The organism is Micromonospora sp. MA102 (genome assembly GCF_025460765.1).
Lineage (GTDB): Bacteria > Actinomycetota > Actinomycetes > Mycobacteriales > Micromonosporaceae > Micromonospora > Micromonospora halotolerans.
On sequence record NZ_JAMWEG010000014.1, the window covers coordinates 1 to 16790 of the forward strand.

16 protein-coding genes are annotated in these 16790 nt (G+C 72.5%); 8 read left to right on the plus strand and 8 right to left on the minus strand.

Annotated features, from left to right (window positions below):
• Positions 1 to 43: 43 nt before the first annotated feature.
• From NFX44_RS24195 to NFX44_RS24230, 8 genes are all read right to left on the minus strand, one after another.
• Positions 44 to 283: a hypothetical protein gene (locus NFX44_RS24195; RefSeq protein ID WP_262285887.1), complete on the minus strand. Its 240-nt coding sequence runs from the start codon at positions 281 to 283 to the stop codon at positions 44 to 46.
• Between the two features lie 108 nt (positions 284 to 391).
• On the minus strand, positions 392 to 706 hold the full coding sequence (locus tag NFX44_RS24200) for a hypothetical protein (RefSeq protein WP_262285888.1): 315 nt from the start codon (positions 704 to 706) through the stop codon (positions 392 to 394).
• 71 nt (positions 707 to 777) lie between these two features.
• A complete protein-coding gene (locus NFX44_RS24205) occupies positions 778 to 1311 on the minus strand; it encodes a hypothetical protein (protein WP_262285889.1) in 534 nt (177 codons plus the stop codon).
• Positions 1308 to 2330, minus strand: a complete 1023-nt coding sequence (locus NFX44_RS24210; protein WP_262285890.1) for an ATP-binding protein — start codon at positions 2328 to 2330, stop codon at positions 1308 to 1310. Before NFX44_RS24210 ends, NFX44_RS24205 begins: the two co-directional genes overlap by 4 nt.
• Before the next feature lie 1129 nt (positions 2331 to 3459).
• Complete coding sequence (locus tag NFX44_RS24215) at positions 3460 to 3762, minus strand: hypothetical protein (protein WP_262285891.1); 303 nt, start codon at positions 3760 to 3762, stop codon at positions 3460 to 3462.
• A 63-nt stretch (positions 3763 to 3825) separates the two neighbouring features.
• Positions 3826 to 4755 (minus strand): hypothetical protein, encoded by a 930-nt coding sequence (locus NFX44_RS24220; RefSeq protein ID WP_262285892.1) that lies wholly within the window; start codon positions 4753 to 4755, stop codon positions 3826 to 3828.
• A gap of 191 nt (positions 4756 to 4946) precedes the next feature.
• On the minus strand, positions 4947 to 9623 hold the full coding sequence (locus tag NFX44_RS24225; protein ID WP_262285893.1) for a hypothetical protein: 4677 nt from the start codon (positions 9621 to 9623) through the stop codon (positions 4947 to 4949).
• Complete coding sequence (locus tag NFX44_RS24230) at positions 9624 to 12446, minus strand: hypothetical protein (protein WP_262285894.1); 2823 nt, start codon at positions 12444 to 12446, stop codon at positions 9624 to 9626.
• A gap of 156 nt (positions 12447 to 12602) precedes the next feature.
• On the opposite strand from NFX44_RS24230, the gene NFX44_RS24235 reads away from it, so the two are divergent.
• The 8 genes from NFX44_RS24235 to NFX44_RS24270 all read left to right on the plus strand — a co-directional run bounded on the left by NFX44_RS24235 (position 12603) and on the right by NFX44_RS24270 (position 16700).
• On the plus strand, positions 12603 to 12977 hold the full coding sequence (locus NFX44_RS24235; RefSeq protein ID WP_262285895.1) for a hypothetical protein: 375 nt from the start codon (positions 12603 to 12605) through the stop codon (positions 12975 to 12977).
• Positions 12974 to 13495 carry a DUF6879 family protein gene (locus NFX44_RS24240; protein WP_262285896.1) on the plus strand — a complete coding sequence of 174 codons (522 nt, stop codon included), beginning with the start codon at positions 12974 to 12976 and terminating at the stop codon, positions 13493 to 13495. The genes NFX44_RS24235 and NFX44_RS24240 overlap by 4 nt, the downstream gene beginning before the upstream one ends.
• On the plus strand, positions 13492 to 14340 hold the full coding sequence (locus NFX44_RS24245; protein WP_262285897.1) for a helix-turn-helix transcriptional regulator: 849 nt from the start codon (positions 13492 to 13494) through the stop codon (positions 14338 to 14340). The genes NFX44_RS24240 and NFX44_RS24245 overlap by 4 nt, the downstream gene beginning before the upstream one ends.
• A 225-nt stretch (positions 14341 to 14565) precedes the next feature.
• On the plus strand, positions 14566 to 14823 hold the full coding sequence (locus NFX44_RS24250; RefSeq protein WP_262285898.1) for a hypothetical protein: 258 nt from the start codon (positions 14566 to 14568) through the stop codon (positions 14821 to 14823).
• Positions 14820 to 15026 (plus strand): hypothetical protein, encoded by a 207-nt coding sequence (locus tag NFX44_RS24255; RefSeq protein WP_262285899.1) that lies wholly within the window; start codon positions 14820 to 14822, stop codon positions 15024 to 15026. Before NFX44_RS24250 ends, NFX44_RS24255 begins: the two co-directional genes overlap by 4 nt.
• Positions 15023 to 15397 (plus strand): zinc ribbon domain-containing protein, encoded by a 375-nt coding sequence (locus NFX44_RS24260; protein ID WP_262285900.1) that lies wholly within the window; start codon positions 15023 to 15025, stop codon positions 15395 to 15397. The genes NFX44_RS24255 and NFX44_RS24260 overlap by 4 nt, the downstream gene beginning before the upstream one ends.
• A gap of 54 nt (positions 15398 to 15451) precedes the next feature.
• Entirely contained in the window at positions 15452 to 15670 is a 219-nt protein-coding gene (locus NFX44_RS24265) for a DUF397 domain-containing protein (protein WP_262286020.1), read from the plus strand.
• Positions 15671 to 15845: 175 nt separating this feature from the next.
• On the plus strand, positions 15846 to 16700 hold the full coding sequence (locus NFX44_RS24270; RefSeq protein WP_262285901.1) for an N-acetylmuramoyl-L-alanine amidase: 855 nt from the start codon (positions 15846 to 15848) through the stop codon (positions 16698 to 16700).
• Positions 16701 to 16790 lie beyond the last annotated feature (90 nt).

Below are 16790 nucleotides of genomic sequence, written 5' to 3' on the forward strand. Positions count from 1 at the left end.
TTGGGTCGGGGCGGGCGCGCGGGGGGCGCCCCCCCCGGCTCGGTCAGCGGTACCGCTTGATTTCGACGGTGAACTGGCTGCCGTCGCTCAGCCGCAGCACGATGCCCCGGTCGGTCGTCATGAAGCCGCCGGCCTCCAAGCTCAGCGTCTCGTCGATCTCGACCGGCGCGCCGTCCTTGTCGGTCAGCGGCTCCTCGCCCGCCTCCTCGGCGACCATCTCCAGGTCGATCTCCTCGGCGGCGGCCAGCAGGGCGCGCTCCAGGATCTCCTCGTAGCTCAGCATCTCGGCTTCTCCTCACAGGCAGGATGGGGGGCAGAACATACAACTTCATTGTAGGCCGACGGCAGTCCCGCGTACAGGTTTTATGTATGCATCGGGCCGTGTAGCGGGTCACACAGGCCGCGAGTCGGGCCGCTCCCCCAACCGCCGCGCGTCCAGCTCAGCCGCCGCCTCCAGCAGCCACGCCGGCGGGCCCGGCCGCCGGCCAGCGGGGCGCGGCAGCGCCCGGCCGCCCGGCGCGGTCCGCTCCCGCCCGCAGCCCCGGCACCTGGTCGTCAGCCACACCAGGCCGCCGCCCTCGGTCGCCGAGCCGTCGAGCAGCCCGCCGCACCCGTCGCACACCCCGACCGCGCCGGCCTCGGCGGCGGCGGCGAACGCCTCCACGTCGACCAGGCCCTCACGGACCAGCCGCGCGTCGATCGCCACCGCTCACCTCCTCGGCCTCCATGTGGCGCGGGGCCGGGCGAAGGTCGTCCCTCGCCCGGCCCCGCACCCGCTCACTCCTGCGGACTCGCCGGCAGCGCCAGCAGCTCCGGTAGCGCCAGCCGACCGTCCCGGTAGGCCCGCGCCACCTCCTCCCGGCCGCCCTTCTTGAAGGTCAGCGTCGTCGACGGCGGCGGCGGCTCCGCGACCTCCACGAAGTCGAGGACCCGGCCCGTCTCGCCGTCGACCACCGTGCCGTCCTGCTCGACCTTCATCCGGCCGAGCAGCGCCTTCCTCCAGGCGGGCCGCACCGACTCGACCGGCGCCGGGGTCGTCACCGTCACCTCCGACGGGTGCTCCTGCTTGCACCAGGCCAGGAACCCGGCCTCGTCGACCACGAAGCCCGTCTTCGGCTCGGAGAGCGTCACCTGCGCCACCGCGCCGTCGTAGCCCGGCAGCTTCACCTGCACCGTCGTCACGCCCAGCTCGCCGTTCAGCTCGACCAGCTGGCCGTCGGCCTCGGCCCGCGCCAGGTCGTAGACCTTGCGCACCTCGTCCATCAGCGCCTTCAACACCGCCGCCTTCATGGCCGCCTGCTGCACGCTCACCGGCCCGCTCCCGCCGTCTCCGGCTGCCGGCCGTTGACCGACTGCGCGGCGGCCGCCTCGCTCAGCGCGCTGTCGAGTTGCGTGCCCGGGGCCTCGGCCGCTCGCCGCGCGGCCGCGATCTCCGCGCCCCGCTGGTTGAAGGCTTCCCGCAGCTTCTGCGTCTTGCCGAGGCGCTGCACCCGCTGCCACAGCACCGCCAGGTCCTCCCGCGACGAGCACGCCGCGAGGGCCTTCGGCCAGTCGACGTCCTTCGGCGGCTCGCCGTTGTCCAGCCAGTCGAGCAGCTGGTGGCCCAGCTCCGCGCCCGGCTTGTGGATCACCTCGTCGGCCAGCGCGTCGCACCGGCTCTTCGTCACCCGCAGGTAGTGCCCCTGGTCGAGGTCGCCCACCAGGTCGAACTCGTACTCCAGCCCGTCGCGCTGGTCGGGCTGCATGCCCAGCTTGGACACCTGCTTCCGGCCGTCGCTGCCCTCGGTGATCTCGTACCTCTGCTTCGACCGGAGGCACACCACGACGTGCCCGGGGAAGCTCATCAGCGCCTCGATGTACGCCCGCTCGATCGGGCGCACGTCCTTCCAGCCGTCCATCGACCGGCCGCCGTGGTTGCGGGCGAACAGGTCGACCAGCTCCAGGATGCCGCCCGGCCCGAACCAGTAGTGCGACGCCGAGTCCAGCATGAAGCCGGTGAACCCGGCCACCGCCGCCTCGTCGATCAGCTCGACGAGCTGCCGCGGGTCGTACCGCACCGGGCTGATCTTCGAGAACCCGTAGCCGCCGGCCTCCTCGGGCGTCATGTCGCCGACGCCCGGCAGCTCCGGGTTCACCGCGTACTTGTCCGCCGAGTCCCGCTCGGTGTCGACGAACGCGATCCGCTCGACGCCATCGGCGACGGTCACCGAGCCGGTCAGCGTGTAGAGCAGCTTCAAGCCGGTCAGCGTCTTGCCCGCGCCGCTGGGCCCTGCGAGGGCGATCCGCGCCTTGGCCTTCTTGCGGCTGGCCGGCATGAATCGTGAACTCATCCTTCGTCCCTTTCCACGTGAACGAACGTCCTACATAGACTCTATACGGTCGCTGTCGGGGACTGCGACCCGGCACCCTCGGCCCACGAAGAAGCGCCTGCGCAGTGCCCGCAGGCCTCGCTCCCGATGGCGGCGGGCATCCCGCAGCCGTTGTGGTGACAGATCACCGGCGTGCCCAGCTCGGTGCAGCCGGTGGCCTCCTCGTGCCGCCAGTCGTCGCCAGCGGCGACGAGCACGCCGCCGCACGCCGCGCACTGCGCGACGTCGACCGGCGCGAGGTGCACTCTCACTCCCCGATCACTCTCCTTCCCTTCTCGGGCACGGCCCGCAACGCGGGCCCGTGCAGCGGAGCCGACTTCCTACACCCGGGATGGGCACAGGAGCCATTCGGCCCCTCGACGTAACGGTGGTCGACTCCGCTCGCGGCGCGGACCCCAACCGTTTCTTGTTCCCTGTATGTCTTGCGTCCGTGTGGCGGACCAACTCGGTCCGCCTGGCGGACTAGTTCTAGTCCGCGACCCGGACTAGAAGCGCCCTTCACTGGTCCGCTCACCGGACTACCAGACCCGGGCGATTCGGACGCGGCTGGTCCGGCACGCGGACCAACTACCCCCAGCTCGGTGAGCCGCCGCAACAGCTCCGGCGGCACCCCCAAGCGGTACACCGTGCGGGCCTTCTTGCGTCGCGCGTCGGCCACGCTCGGCCGATCGCGCCACACCCACTGACCCTCCAGCTTGTTCAGCCACGCCGCGACCGTGGACCGGGCGAGCCCGGTCCCCTTCTCCAGGTCGGTCAGGCTTGGCGTGAACTGCTCGGGGATGATCGCCGTGGCCGCGTCGGACCACGTGAGCAGCGTCAGGACGAGCTGCCGGCCGGGAGGGTCGAGCGTGCAAAGCTCGTGCCTCACCGCGCGCTCGACCGTCCAGCGGTCCACCATGCAGGCGGCCTCTCTGTGCAGCGCCGCCAGCGCACCGTCGCCCGAACTGGCGTACGATGCGCGTGCGACCCGTTCTTCTCCGTTCCGGGTTCACCTTCGGCCCCGCCAGATGACCGCCTGGCGGGGTCGACGCGTTTTCCGGCACCCTACACCCGCTGTGTAGGGCCGCAATGGGATCGACGCTGCTCATACCTACGCCGCCTCGTCGTCGGCTTCCAGGACGTCCCACGGGTCCCACACGATCTTCCGGCCCGTCTCCTCCGCCCAGGCGTAGATCGTGGTCAGCTTCCACTGCGGATTGTTGCTGACCTCGCCGTCCTCCTTGGGCAGCTGCCCCTTGGACCGCCACTGGTACGGCGTGTTGTCCTTCACGCCGAACATGCGGACCAGCTCCTTGAGCCCGACCATCACCGGCAGCTCCAGCGGGCCCGGCTTCATCAGGTCGGCCGCGATCTGCCGCGTGACCGCCCTCAGCTTCACCTGGTTCACCTTCACTTTTCCTCTCCTCCCACGGCCGGATGCCATACAAGGTCAATGTACGGCACCCGCCGGGGACGGTCAGGCCGCCACCCGGGCGGCGGCGTACGGCGCGGCGCGCAGCAGGTCGCGCGCCAGGTCGAGGAGCGGGCAGCGGTCCAGCAGGTGCACCCACCCGTCCGAGAACACCGACGGCGGCTCCAGCGGCACCTCGTCCATGAACCGCACCCCGAACTCGCCGGCCAGCTCCTGGCCCGCCTTGTCGTGCATCCACGTCGGCACCAGCGCCCACCGCACGCCCGCCTCGGACAGCTTGGCGGCGACCCACCGGGTCGCCGTCGCGTTGCGCTGCACGTTGGCGACCAGCAGCACCAGGTCGCACTGGCGGGCCACCTCGATCTGCCCGGCCTCCAGCGCCCGGTCCAGGTCGACCACCTTGACGTCGGCGGCGTGCCGGTCGACCGGCCGCAGCGGCTTGAACGGCTCGTCGACCACCCGCAGCCACTCGGCCGGGGTGCCGAGCCGGTCGTCCACGCCGCCGCGCCCGGTCGCGTCGACGAGCAGCGCCCGTCCCCCGCGCTCGGCCGCGACCAGCGCCAGCGCCACCGCCAGGGTCGTCGCTCCGGCGCCGCCGTGGCCGCCGACCACACCGACGCGCACCTCGGCCGCCTGCCCCTTGGCCGCCTCGGCGACCAGCTGCCGGACGGCCAGCGCGCCGGTCGGCAGGTGGTACACCGGCACCTCCGGGTAGTCGGCCTGCCAGCCGCGGTACGCGGCGGCCAGCCGGTCACCGTCCAGCTTCTCCGGTGCGACGACCACCATCCGCGGGTGCGCCGGCATCCCGGCCGCCAGGGTCAGCACCCGGGCGTCGACCAGGACGAGCGGCGCACCGCGCCACTGCGCGACGGTCGGCTTGCCGACCACGACGTTGACCTCCACGTCCGGACCGAGGGCGTCCAGCACCTCGTCCACGTACTCGTGGCCCCAGGCCACGATCAATGCCTTGCCCACTCCAAACCTCCTGATAGGGGCGGCGATACGTACAAAGACATTGTATCCGACTCGGCCTCTTGCGTCAATGTTGTATGTACGGTGGCGCGGCGCTTTGCTCGCCGTCGACCCGGCCCGCTATGCTGGTGTCTCCACGTGAACGCAGCACAGCCCCGGATTTCGCGGTCCGGGGCTGCGCTGTTTCCAAGGGGTCAGACGGTCAGTAGACGATCTCCACGACCACCAGGCCGGGACCGCCTGCACCGCCCGTCCGGCCCGTCGCCTGCGCGATCGCGCCGCCACCGCCACCGCCGGGTCCGCCCGCGTTGTTCCCGTTGCCGTTGACCGTCACCGGGGCCGCCCCGCCCGCGCCGAGCCGCGAGTCGCCGCCGAACGCCGCGAACAGGTGCCGGCCGTCGAGCGTGCGGCCCGGGCCGCCGGCCGCGCCGATCGAGTTCAGCACGTTCCCGCCGGTCGCCGAGCCGCCGCCGCCCCGGCCGCCGCTGGTGTCCGTCGCGTTCGCCACCACCCCACCGCCGCCTGTGCCGCCGCCCGCAACCCACAACCCGCCGAAGCTCGAATTCCCGCCGCTCCCGGCGCCCGCCGCGGCGGCCGCGCCTGCCGCCCCGGCCGCGCCGACCGTCACCGCCACCTGCGCCGGCAGCTCCGCCGCCGCCCACACGCTCTCGCAGTACCCGCCAGCGCCACCGCCGCCGCCCGCGCCGTTGCCGCCCGACGCGCCGGCCACACCGCCGCCGCCACCGCCACCGCCGACCCCGTACGCCCGGATCCACCGCGCGCCGGCCGGCACCGTGAACGTGCCGTCCGCGGTGAACGTCTGCACCGGCCCGGTCGGCGCGCCCGCACCCGGCGAGCCGACCAGGCCGACGATGTGGTTCCCCGCCGGGGGCGTCTTGAGCACCATCACCCGGGAGCGCACCGGCACCGCGCCGATCATCGACGTCACCCGGATCGCCTGGGTGTCGCCGTCGTGCAGCGCCCGGATCGTGCCGTCGCCGGCGACGCTCGTCACCGTCGCCGGCCGCAGCCGCCACGTCAGCCCGAGCCGGACCGCCTTCTCCAGCACCGCCTCGGCGAGCGCCTTCACCGGCGCCGCCAGGCCCGGCACCTTCCCGTTCCCGCTCACGCCTCCCCGCCTGCGGGTCGGCGAACTGCGTCGTGCCGGCCGCCTGCACCTCGAACGCGGGGCCGGCGAGCACAGGCCCGTCGATGCCCTGCCGCACCTCGGCCCGGGCCACCGTCACGTCGCCGGTCAGCACGATCGCCAGCCGGCCCGGGTCCAGGGTCGGCGGCTCCGGCGGCGCCGACGTGGTGCTGCGCGCCTGCCACGCCACCCCGTCGTCCGAGGTCCAGAACTGCGTCACGCCCTGCCCGCCGACGTCGTTGCGGTACGTCACCCGCAGCCACCGCCGCTGCCGGGTCACTACCAGGTCCCGCGTGTCCTCGCAGCCGGTGAACCCGGCCCCGCCCCACAGGTTGAGGCAGGTCTGCGCCGAGCCCGCGGTCAGCTTCCAGCCGAGCGCGCCGTCGTCGTTGGTGCGCGACAGCTCCGCCGTCCACTGGTCGCCGGTCGGCCGCAGCTCCACCCGCAGGTCCAGGTCGTTCGTCGGCGGCTGCGTCACCGACAGGTCGGCGACCTTGACCGTCGGGGCCGCGTTCGTGTTCCCGGCCGTCAGCACTCCCCGCACACCGATCTGCCCGACGCCGGCGATGGCCGTGTCCTTCGCCGACTGCTCCCACCGGGCCATGTCCTGCCCGTCCGGCCACACCGCCACCCGGACCGCCGCGTCGCGGACCTGCAACCGCATCCAGTACCAGGGCCCCGGCTGGTAGGCCAGCGCGTTGCCGAAGGGGTCCTTCACCGTCGCCAGCGCCGTGACGCTCGTCAGCGCGCCGCCCACGATCCGCTCGATCGCCACGCCGAGCTTGCCGTCGGTCTGCGCGGCCAGCCGCGCCCGGTAGTGCGTGTTGTTGGCCGTGGCCCGGCCGATCAGGTACCCGTTGATCGGCTGGCCCGTGGCCACCGCGTTGAACGAGAACCGCGCCAGGACGTCGACGTCCTCCCAGCCCGCGCCGACGAGCGCCGCCCGCGACGCCCCGCCGGCCACGTTGATCGTCGCCGCCTCGGCGGCCACCGAGAAGTCCGCCGCCGCGCCCTCGATGATCGACCAGCCCGGCGGCATCCCGGCCGCCACGGGCTGGAGGAACAGCTCCTGGAACACCGCCGGGGCGAGGCCGGTCGCCGGGACCGGCGTCGTCGCCGTCACCGACGACACCTGACCCTCCGGCCGCAGGCCCTCGCACGCGGCGGGGCCGCCGTCCAGCGGGGCCGGCGTCGCGGTCACCTCCACCACCTGCACCTGCGCCAGCTGGAGCTGCCCCGCCTTGCGGCGCTTCACCGACGCGGACGGCACCAGCAGCGTCGACAGCCACCGGTTGTGCAGCTCGTCCCGCACGCACACGTACGGCACCGTGTCCCATGCCAGGTCCCGCAGGTCGGTGAAGCCGCGGTCCATCGTGTCCGGCGGCACCGCCGCCTGGTTCACCAGGACCGTCCGGGTGAACTCGACGCCGCCGCGCTCCAGCGGCCGGAACGCCGTGCGGAAGTCCCGGTCGAACATCTCCTGCAGCTCGACCTGGCCCGCCTCGGGGAACGTGAACTCCTCCACCGACGACCGGTCGAAGTTCTCGACGTACGCCAGGTTCCCGGCCGGGTTGTGGTTGCTGGTCAGGATCAGCACTCCGGTGTCGACGATGCGGCCCTCCACGCCCGGCGCGGCGATCGTCGCCGCCACCGGAGGCGACCACGGCCCGTCGATGCCGAGGCGGTGCACCATCCTGATCCGGTACCGCGACTCGACGCCCACCCGCGCCTCGTAGTCGTCGACCGCCGTCACGGACGGCTCTGCCACCCGGGCGATCGTCTCCCACTCGTCGGCGGCCATCGTGTCGTCCTGGCGCTGCACCTCGTAGTGCCCCCAGCCGGCCACCACCGCCGTGTTGACCGGCAGCCACGACAGCCGGTGGTAGCGGATCCCGGTCGGGATCTTCACCGCCGGCCGGTTGCACTGGTCGTCGACGACGGTCAGCGGCTGCACGGCCGGCTCCACGTCGAGGCCGAGCACCGCGTCCATCTCCTGCGCGAACATCAGCGTCAGGTCCGAACTTTGGTCCCGCTGCCCGTCGTAGGCGCCGTACACCAGCTCGCCGTCGCCGTAGGTCGTCGCACCGGCGCCGCCGATGCCGGCGGCCCCGTAGTTGTCGGTGGCCGGGTCGGCGTCCGCGCCCAGCACCTGCCACGGCGCCTGCGGGTCCGCGTTGCTCGTCCACGCCCACCAGGTGATGTCACCCACCCCGTCGGACAGGTACGGCGGGTCCAGCCGGACCGTCACCTCCCGCCAGCCGTCGGCGATCTCCGGCAGCGCGTCGAACTCCTCGACCGTGATCCGCCCGACCGGACCCAGCCGCACGTCCAGGTTCGCCGGGTCGACGTGCGCCAGCTCCAGCGGGTCCCGGGTGCCGGGCAGGTGCCGGGCGTAGAAGCGGGCCCACACCCAATCGGCGCTGATCTCCTCGACGACGTGCTGGAAGGTGCTCCACCCCGTCGTCGCCCTGGACACGCTGCCCACGACCTGCTTCAAGTAGGTGTGGCTGCTCAGGTCCGGGCTGCCCGGCGCTGCCGCGCCGGTCAGCAGCAGGAGCGACGGCAGCTCCTCGACCGTCTCCACCGTGGGCGTCTGCCCGGCGCGCAGCGTCTTGCGCAGCAGCACGCCGCGGTGCGCCGGGTACGGCTCGACCGGCCCGAGCCGGTCCACCTTCACCGGCACCGGCGACGCGACCGACTTCTGCCCCACGTACGCCTGCCCGACCGTCACCGCGTACTCCCGCCCGGCGACGAGCGGCACGTCGGCCGCGCTGACGCCGAGCAGCGGCACGTCGAAGTAGAACCCGGTCACGCCGGCGGTCCCCGTCGGGACGATCGTGGACGGCCCCTGCGAAATGTCGAGGCCGCCGCCGCCGAGCCGGTTCTCCACCCCGTAGGTGATCTCCAGCGCCAGGTAGTGCACCCGGAACTGCGCGGCCGCCACGGCGGCCGCGCTGGTCTGGAGCCGCACGTTGATGTTCGTGCCGCCGGTCGCCGCCAGCGCGTTCAGCCCGGACACCCCGTTGGCCGTCGTCAGCTGCCACGGTGCCCGGCCGCGCTGCGTCGTCGGCGCCGCCGTCGTGTCCCACCACGGGTTCAGCTCGCCCAGCCGGGACCGGCCGACCGCCGTACCGGCGCTGTGCTCGGCGGGCCCGTTCAGCGTCTCGTCCATGATCCAGTTGACGCCGGCCGACGGGCGCTCGAGGCCGAGGGTCACCGCCGGGGCCAGGTCGGCGAACGGGCCCGAGATCACGTACAGCACCGACACGTCGAGGATCCGCCGCCCCGCCAGCTTCTGCGTCGTCGGGCTGTAGGTCGTCTCGAACCAGAACCGGGCCGCCGCGTTCGGCCCCGTCAGCGCGACGTACCGCGGGTCCGCCGGGTTGCTCACCGCGTCGTTCGGCGTCGACGACCCGACCAGCGCCGCCCCGCTCACCAGCGACCCCGACCCGCAGGGGATGACCAGCTTGCGGACCGGGCCGGTGCCGGCCACCCGGTCCGCCGGGTACAGGTTGACCAGCAGCTCCTTGCGGTCCGGCAGGCCCGGCGGCGGGCTCGCCAGTTGCAGCCGGACCCGCCGCAGCCCGCCGCCGGCCGCGTGGGTCGCGCGGGCCCGGAACGTGTAGCCGACCTCGCTGCCCGTGTCGAGCTGCACCGCGTCGGCCACCAGCGGCGCCCACTGCATCCCCAGCACGTAGGGCCGGTCAGGGTTGTACTCGCCCACTCAGATCGTCCTCACTGTCGTGGCCACGTCCCTGCGGGCCAGCGTCTCCAACACGCCTTCGCCGACCGCCCGGCCGGTGTCCAGCGCCTCCTGCCTGGTCGGCACGACACCCTCGAAGGTCACGCGGATCGCGTCGCGCCCGAACACCACGGACGCGCCGCCGCCGCCGTCGCCGAGCAGCCGCATCAGCCCGGACTGCTCGGCCAGCTCCCGCGCCCGGCGCGGCCGGGTCAGCGGCACCACCACCTCGTCGCCGGCCTCGCCGCCGACGAACAGCGTCGGCCGTCGCAGGATCGCGCCGTTGGCCAGCATCGGGATGCGAGGCAGCGACCCGGGGAGCTTCGCGTCGATCGACGCGATACCCGAGTTGATCTTGCCGATGACCCGGTTGATGAACCCCGTGATCGCCGACGTGATCGACCCGGCGACGTCGCCGATGAACCCGCCGACGTTCTTCAACCCGTTCATGAACCCGCTGATGAGGCTCTTGCCGGCGGACACGAACTTCCCGGCCAGCCCCGCCAGGCGCGACGGCACGCTGCTGATGAACGACACCAGGGCGCTCACGCCGCTCGACGCCGCGCTGCGCGCCGCGCTCAGCGCCGACGACAGCGCGCTGGCCATGATCCCCGGCAGCCGCGACAGCCCCGACATGATCCGGCCGGGCAGCCCGGTCACGAACGACACCACCGCGTTGACGCCCGCGGTGGTCAGCGACCGGGCGCTGGCCCACAGCCGGGTGAAGAACCCGGCCAGCAGGCCCGGCAGCGCCGCGATGCCGCTCAGGACCATGCCGGGCAGCTGCGTCACCGAGAAGATCAGCAGCCCGATCCCCATGCCGACGGCCTGGAGCGCCATGCCCAGCGCCGACGTGAACAGGTTCCACAGCAGACCCGGCAGGCTCGCCAGGAACGAGCCGATCTTCCCCGGCAGCTCCGCGAACCAGGTGCCGAGCGACGAGAAGAACCCGACCACCGCGTTCCACGCCGACGAGAAGGCCCCGCCGATCGCCGCGCCGACGCCGCCCCAATCGATCCCGTTCAGCCAGGCGGCGACCTTGCCCAGCCACTCGGCGACGCCGGTCAGCGGCGACAGCAGCCACGTCAGCGCGCCCGCAATCGCCGAGATCAGCGGCGCGACCGCGCCCGCCACGAGGAACTGCAACAGCAGCGCCGCGACCTTGAGCAGCGGCGCGACCAGGGCGACCGCCACGACGGCGAGCTGCGCCACCAGCTGGATCAGCGGCGTCAACGCCACCACGATCTCGATCAGCGGCGGCAGCAGCGACAGGATCGTCGGCAGCAGCGGCGCCATCGACTGCACCATCTGCATGACCAGCGGGCCGAGCACCGAGAGGATCGGCGCGAGCGCGCTGCCCAGCGCGGCGACGAGCTGGCCGAGCACCGGGCCCATCTGCGTGAACAGCGCTGCGAGCTGCCCGGCGGCGGGCGCGAGGATCGCGGCGATCGTCTGCCCGACCTGGAGCAGGATCGGCGCCAGCGCGGTGACCAGCGGCCCGATCAGCGGGCCCAGCGCGTTCAGCGCCGTCGCCAGCGGGCCGATCAGCATGGTCACCAGCTGCCCGATGACCGGCAGCAGCGGCGCGAGGGCCAGCGCGATCGGCGCGATGACCTGCGCGATCGGGCCCAGCGACGGGGCCAGGGCCTGGATGCCGACCGACAGGGCACCGATCACCGGGCCGAGGGCGGCGGCGAGCGTGCCGATCGCCGGCCCCAGCGCCGTCGCGACGGCCTGCAACGCCGGCACGACCGCCTGCACGATCGGCAGCAGTGCCGGCACCAGCGACTTGCCGATGATCCCCAGCAGCGTCATCAGCACCGGCGACAGGCCGCCCGCCGCCGCGCCCAGCGCCGTGAACACCCCTTGCAGCGCCTGCGCGCCCTCCGCCGAGGCGAAGAAATCCCGCAGCGTGCCGGTGGCCATCACCAGGCTCCCGAGCAGCCCGCCGCCGCCCGCCGCCTGGCTGACCGCCTCGAAGACGGAGCGGAGGATCCCGCCGACGTTCGCCGCGACCTGGCCGAGCTGCCGCAGGATGCCCAGCGCCGTCTGGATCGCCGCGGTGGCCGCGCCGCTCTGCGCCATCGCCGACAGCCACGCGCCGAACTTCGCGCCCAGCCCGCCGGCCACACCGGACAGCTGGCTCACCGCCGGCAGGCCCACCACGGCTATGTCGCGGAACCCGGCCAGCAGCGGCCCCACCGCCACGGCGAGGTTCGCCACGGCCTCCCGCGCGCCCATCAGCACCCCGCGCAGCACCGACACGGTGGCGCCCTCGCGGGCGAACTCCAACGCCCGCCGCGCCACCAGCCCGTACTCGGCGGCGACGTCGGCCAGGCCGGACCGCAGCGGCCCGGCCAGCACCGCGGCGGTCTGCTGGACCTGCCCGATCATCGGCGCGGAGAACGCGTCCTGCGTCGCCGTCCGCACGGCCTCGATGGCCGGCTGCACCGCTTTGAACTCGCGGGCCAGCTTCTGCGCCTGCGGCGACAGGTTCTCCAGCGCCTTGTCGAACGCCTTCGCGTCGCCCTCCGCGACCGCACTCAGGACGTCGCCGAAGCCCGAGGTGGCGATCCGCAGCGCGGCCATCGCCGCGCCGTAGACGCCGGCCGCGGCGGGCACGGCAAACGCCGCGCCGCTGACCTGCGCCAGCGCGCCGGCCAGGCCGACCAGGCTGCCGGTCGCGCTGGCGGCGATCCCGCTCAGCGCCCCGACCTTCAGCGCCGAGTTCAGTCCGCGTTTCAGGTCCGGCGCGAACTTTCTCACGTCCCCGACGATCTCGATGTACGCACGCCCCAGCGCCACGCCCCCAGCGTAGGCCAGCTTCGCCGGTCGCATTCATCCACTGCGGCCGCATATGCCCACCGCAACCGACCAAGACGATCCCTTGACGTTGCACGCGCAGCGGCCCACGATCAGCGGACGGGCAACAACGTGCAACTATCGCTAGGAGGCAGGGGCATGCGGTTAACGTTCTTGGGCAAGGAGTCGACGGGCGGGCAATCCCCCACGCTGTACGCCACGGACCGAGACAGCTACCTGGTTCAGGGCTGGAAGGTTGCCGATCCCGCGATCCTCGCTTCAGAGACAGACCAGGAGACAGTCGTTGAGGTGCCCGCCCCACTGATGCGCCACTTGGCCAAGAACGGTCTCGACGGGGAAGTGACCCGGATCGAGGCGCCCATCATCGACGTCACCGCGGAAGGCAACTACATCATCCAGGGCGCGCGGGTAACCGACGAGGCCGCTCTCGCTCTCATGGACATCCCGAGTCACGAAACCTGTGTCGAGGTTCCGGCTCGCCAAATGCAGAATCTGGTGGCCAGCAGTCGATGAAGCCCATCACCAGTGCCGAGTTTCGGTCGATGTTCCGCCCCGGCACCCGTGCGTGGCATTTGGAGCTGCGTGACACGTACCACGTCGAAGACGAGGACGTTCCGTTTGACTTGTGGCTGCGCGGCATACCGGACGACTTCGCATGGCGGAAGGACTGGCTGTCCTTCATGAGCCAGGTGACGTCGGCAGGGACTCAGGTTCAGCGGCTGCGCATCGTGACGGAGCCCCTGTCGGACTACATGCGCTGGGCGATGGAGCTGGACCCGGGCAACATCGAGGCCGGCGAGGAAGTCAGGTATCTTCCGCGTGCGCAGGTAGCCGAACACACCCTGCCCGCCGAGGACTGCTGGCTCTTCGATGACCACCTGCTCGTCCTCAGCCTGTTCAAGCCGGATGGGCGTGGTGCCGGCTACGCCGTAGGGGACGATCCAGAGCAGCTGAACCTGTACCGGGCAACCCGTGACGACCTGTGGCCGCGTGCGGTTCCGTACGCCGAGTACCGGCCTGCAACGACGTGAGCACACCTGCCCGTCAGGCCCGGGAAGCGCTGGGGGTCAGGCTCAGGGACATCCGGCAGGACGCCGGCCTGACGGGCAGAGCGCTTGCCGCAGGCGCCGGTTGGCACTTCACAAAGGTCTCCAAACTGGAGCACGGCGTCATCAACGCCTCCGAGGATGACGTACGCACGTGGTGCCGGCTTTGCGGGGCCGACGACCAGGCGGCGGACCTCGTCGCGGTCGTGCGCTCCATCGACACCATGTTCGTCGAGTGGCGGCGGCTGCTCAGGTCCGGCACGCGGGCACGGCAACGGGAAAGCGTCCGCTTCGAGGCTGACACGAAGCTGTTTCGTGCATTCGAGCCGCAGGTCATCCCGGGACTCCTGCAAACAGCCGAGTACGCCGCCGCCATCCTCGGCGCGTTCATCGACTTTCACGATCTGCCGGACGACGTGGAAGAAGGCGTCGCCGCGCGAATGGAGCGTCAGAGCATCCTCTACCGGGGTGACCACCGGTTCCACATGGTGTTCTGCCAGGCCGCTTTGACTCTGGGCGTCGCGCCTCCCGACGTACTCGCCGGTCAACTGGACCGGCTGCTCGCCCTTTCCACCCTCCCCCGCGTTCACCTGGGTGTCATTCCCACCCGCGCAGCACACGGTTTCCTTCCCCTGCACGGGTTCTGGATCCTCGACGCGAAGACCGTCCTCGTCGAAACCATCTCCGCAGAACTCAAGCTGACCCAGCCCCGGGACATCGCCGTCTACAGTCGGGCCTTCGAACGGCTCGCCGGGTCAGCCGCCTACGGCCGGGAGGCGCGGGCCCTCATCACGAGAGCTCTCCGGGATCTGGACGACGACGCGAGTTGATGCAACATCGTGCAACATCCTCGCACGCCATCGGCGACCGCCCATACGGTCGCTGGTGGGCGTGATGCACAGTGACCGCTCGATCACTGATGAGCGCCCGGGTTCAGAGAGGGCTGGGGGCTACTCGTGGTCGTTCTATCTACCGGTCGGGGCCAATCACACAGCGGCAGGTCCGGCGCCGCCTCGGCAGGCCGCTCGGGCTCCCCTCCATTTCGGGAGCAGCTCGTGGTCCCGCCCCCGCCGCCCGGCGAGGTCATCCCCAGCTACGGCTACCTCGTCCTCAGCCCCGGCGAGAGGCTGACCCTTGCCGGGCACATGCTCGCCACGCACCAGCCCGACGGCCCTGTCGTCCGCGTCGGCTTCGCCTGGCCGTTCATCGCCGTCAACGACCGCCGCTGCACCTGGTGCCGTAACGCCTGGCCGTGCAGCGCCGCTAGCTGGGCGGAGCAGGTCCAGGTCGACGCCTACGGCTGGGCGCTGTGACCGCCCCCGCGAGGCACCGCCGCTGGTCCCGCTGGCTGCACCGCCGCTCCACCCCGGACCGCCGGGCGTCGGTACCCGAAGCCGACGCCCGGCCCACCACCCCGGCCGCCCCGCCCTCCTGGAACGGGCCGACCGTCATCCTCTCCACTGCGGTGCTGACCACGCCCGCGCAGCGGTGGCGCGGCAACGGGGGGCGGCCGTGAACGCCACCCGCCCCAGCCTGATCTCCGGCGGCTCCCTGTGCGGCCGGGCCGCCGCCTGGAGCCGGGGAAACATGGCCGCCAGCACCGACCCGTACCTGCTGCGCACCCTGCTGTGGTGCGGCCGATGCGACGTGCCCATGCACCCGCACCCGCACTGCGGCGAGCGCACCTACAAATGCCCGCTCGGCTGCCGGAAGGTCCCGCTCTCCGCCGAGGCCATCGAGGCGGTCACCTGGACCGCCGCTGAGCGCCGGGCCACCCTCTCCGGCATCGCCCCGCCGTTCCGCAAGTCGGTGCTGGAGCAGCTGCTGGTCAAGGTGATCCTCCGCGCCAACGCTCCCGACGACCTGCGCTACATCTGGCGCACGTAGACCCGCCCGGCTGCGACGGGAGCGGCCGGCGACGAAAGGAGCACCACCGTGGACATGCAGGCCCGCCCGATCGGCCAGTGGTTCAAGTCGAGCAAGTCCGGCCCCAACTGCGACAACTGCGTCGAGGTCCAGTTCCTCGGCGGCGGCAACGTCGAGCTGCGCAACAGCCGCGACCCGCAGGGCCCGACCCGAGTCTTCGACGCGGGCGAGTGGGACGCCTTCGTCGCCGGCGCGAAGGCGGGCGAGTTCGACCTGCCCGCGCACGCCCGCTGACCCGGAGGCCGGCCCCAGCGTCGTGGCCGGCCTCCGCACGACCCCCGCCGGTCGCCGCTGTCCGCGCAGCGGCGGCCGGCGGGCTCGTTTCCGTCCCCGCACCCGTCACCCCGGCCCGCTACCGTAGAGGCCGCTGTCCCCCGACAGACGATCCACGCTGCCGGGAGGACACACAGTGGACATCATCAGCCGCGCCGAATGGGGTGCCCGCGCACCGGAGTCCCGCCAAACCGTCGCCTGGTCCAAGCGGACCGGGTTCATGGGCCACTACTCCGCCGCGAGCGCGACGCAGACCCCCCGCCAGATCCAGGACTACCACATGCGGGTCAAGGGCTGGTCGGACATCGGCTACAACTTCCTCATCAACAGCGTCACCGGCCTCATCTACGAGGGCCGCGGGTGGAACGTGCTCGGCGCGCACTGCGCCGGCCACAACACCGAGAACATCGGCGTCTGCATCATCGGCAAGGACCAGGCCGGCCGCCAGGACGTCTCCGACGCCGCCCGCCGCGCCTTCAAGTGGCTCTACGAGGAAGCCAACGACCGCAAGGGCAGGCGGCTCACGCTCCTCGGCCACCGCGACCGCGGGTCCACCGAGTGCCCCGGTGACGAGATCTACGCCTGGCTGCACGCCGGCCTGCCCGTCGTCGGCGGGTCGACGCCCGCGCCGTCCAAGCCGCCGGCCGGCGGCAAGCCCGCGCCCGGCACGCCGATCGCCTTCCCCCTGCCCGCCGGCTGGTACTTCGGCCCGGCCTCCGGCCCCGACTACTCGGTGTCCGGCCTGCACGAGCGCTACTTCCGGGGCCACACCGACCGCTACTGGCTCCAGCAGTGGGGCACCCAGCTCAGCCGCCGGGGCTGGTCGGTCGGCAAGGGCAAGACGTGGCTCCGCGGCGCCGGCAACGACGGCATCTACGGCCCCGAGTACCGCGCGCTCGCCGAAGCGTTCCAGCGCGACCAGCACCTCGACGTCGACGGGCTGATCGGCGCGCACACCTGGAACGCCGCCTTCAAGAACCCCGTCACCTGACGGCAGCGCCGCCGATCCACTGAGGGGGCAGGTAGGTGTGGCTGGCCGGGCAGATAACCAGGGCCGCTGTCGGGGACGTCTCCGGCATCA

Excerpts from the sequence above, each read along its gene's own strand:
- NFX44_RS24195 (WP_262285887.1), bottom strand. The coding sequence starts at position 283 with ATGCTGAGCTACGAGGAGATCCTGGAGCGCGCCCTGCTGGCCGCCGCC.
- NFX44_RS24210 (WP_262285890.1), bottom strand. The coding sequence starts at position 2,330 with ATGAGTTCACGATTCATGCCGGCCAGCCGCAAGAAGGCCAAGGCGCGG.
- NFX44_RS24235 (WP_262285895.1), top strand. The coding sequence starts at position 12,603 with ATGCGGTTAACGTTCTTGGGCAAGGAGTCGACGGGCGGGCAATCCCCC.
- NFX44_RS24240 (WP_262285896.1), top strand. The coding sequence starts at position 12,974 with ATGAAGCCCATCACCAGTGCCGAGTTTCGGTCGATGTTCCGCCCCGGC.
- NFX44_RS24265 (WP_262286020.1), top strand. The coding sequence starts at position 15,452 with ATGCAGGCCCGCCCGATCGGCCAGTGGTTCAAGTCGAGCAAGTCCGGC.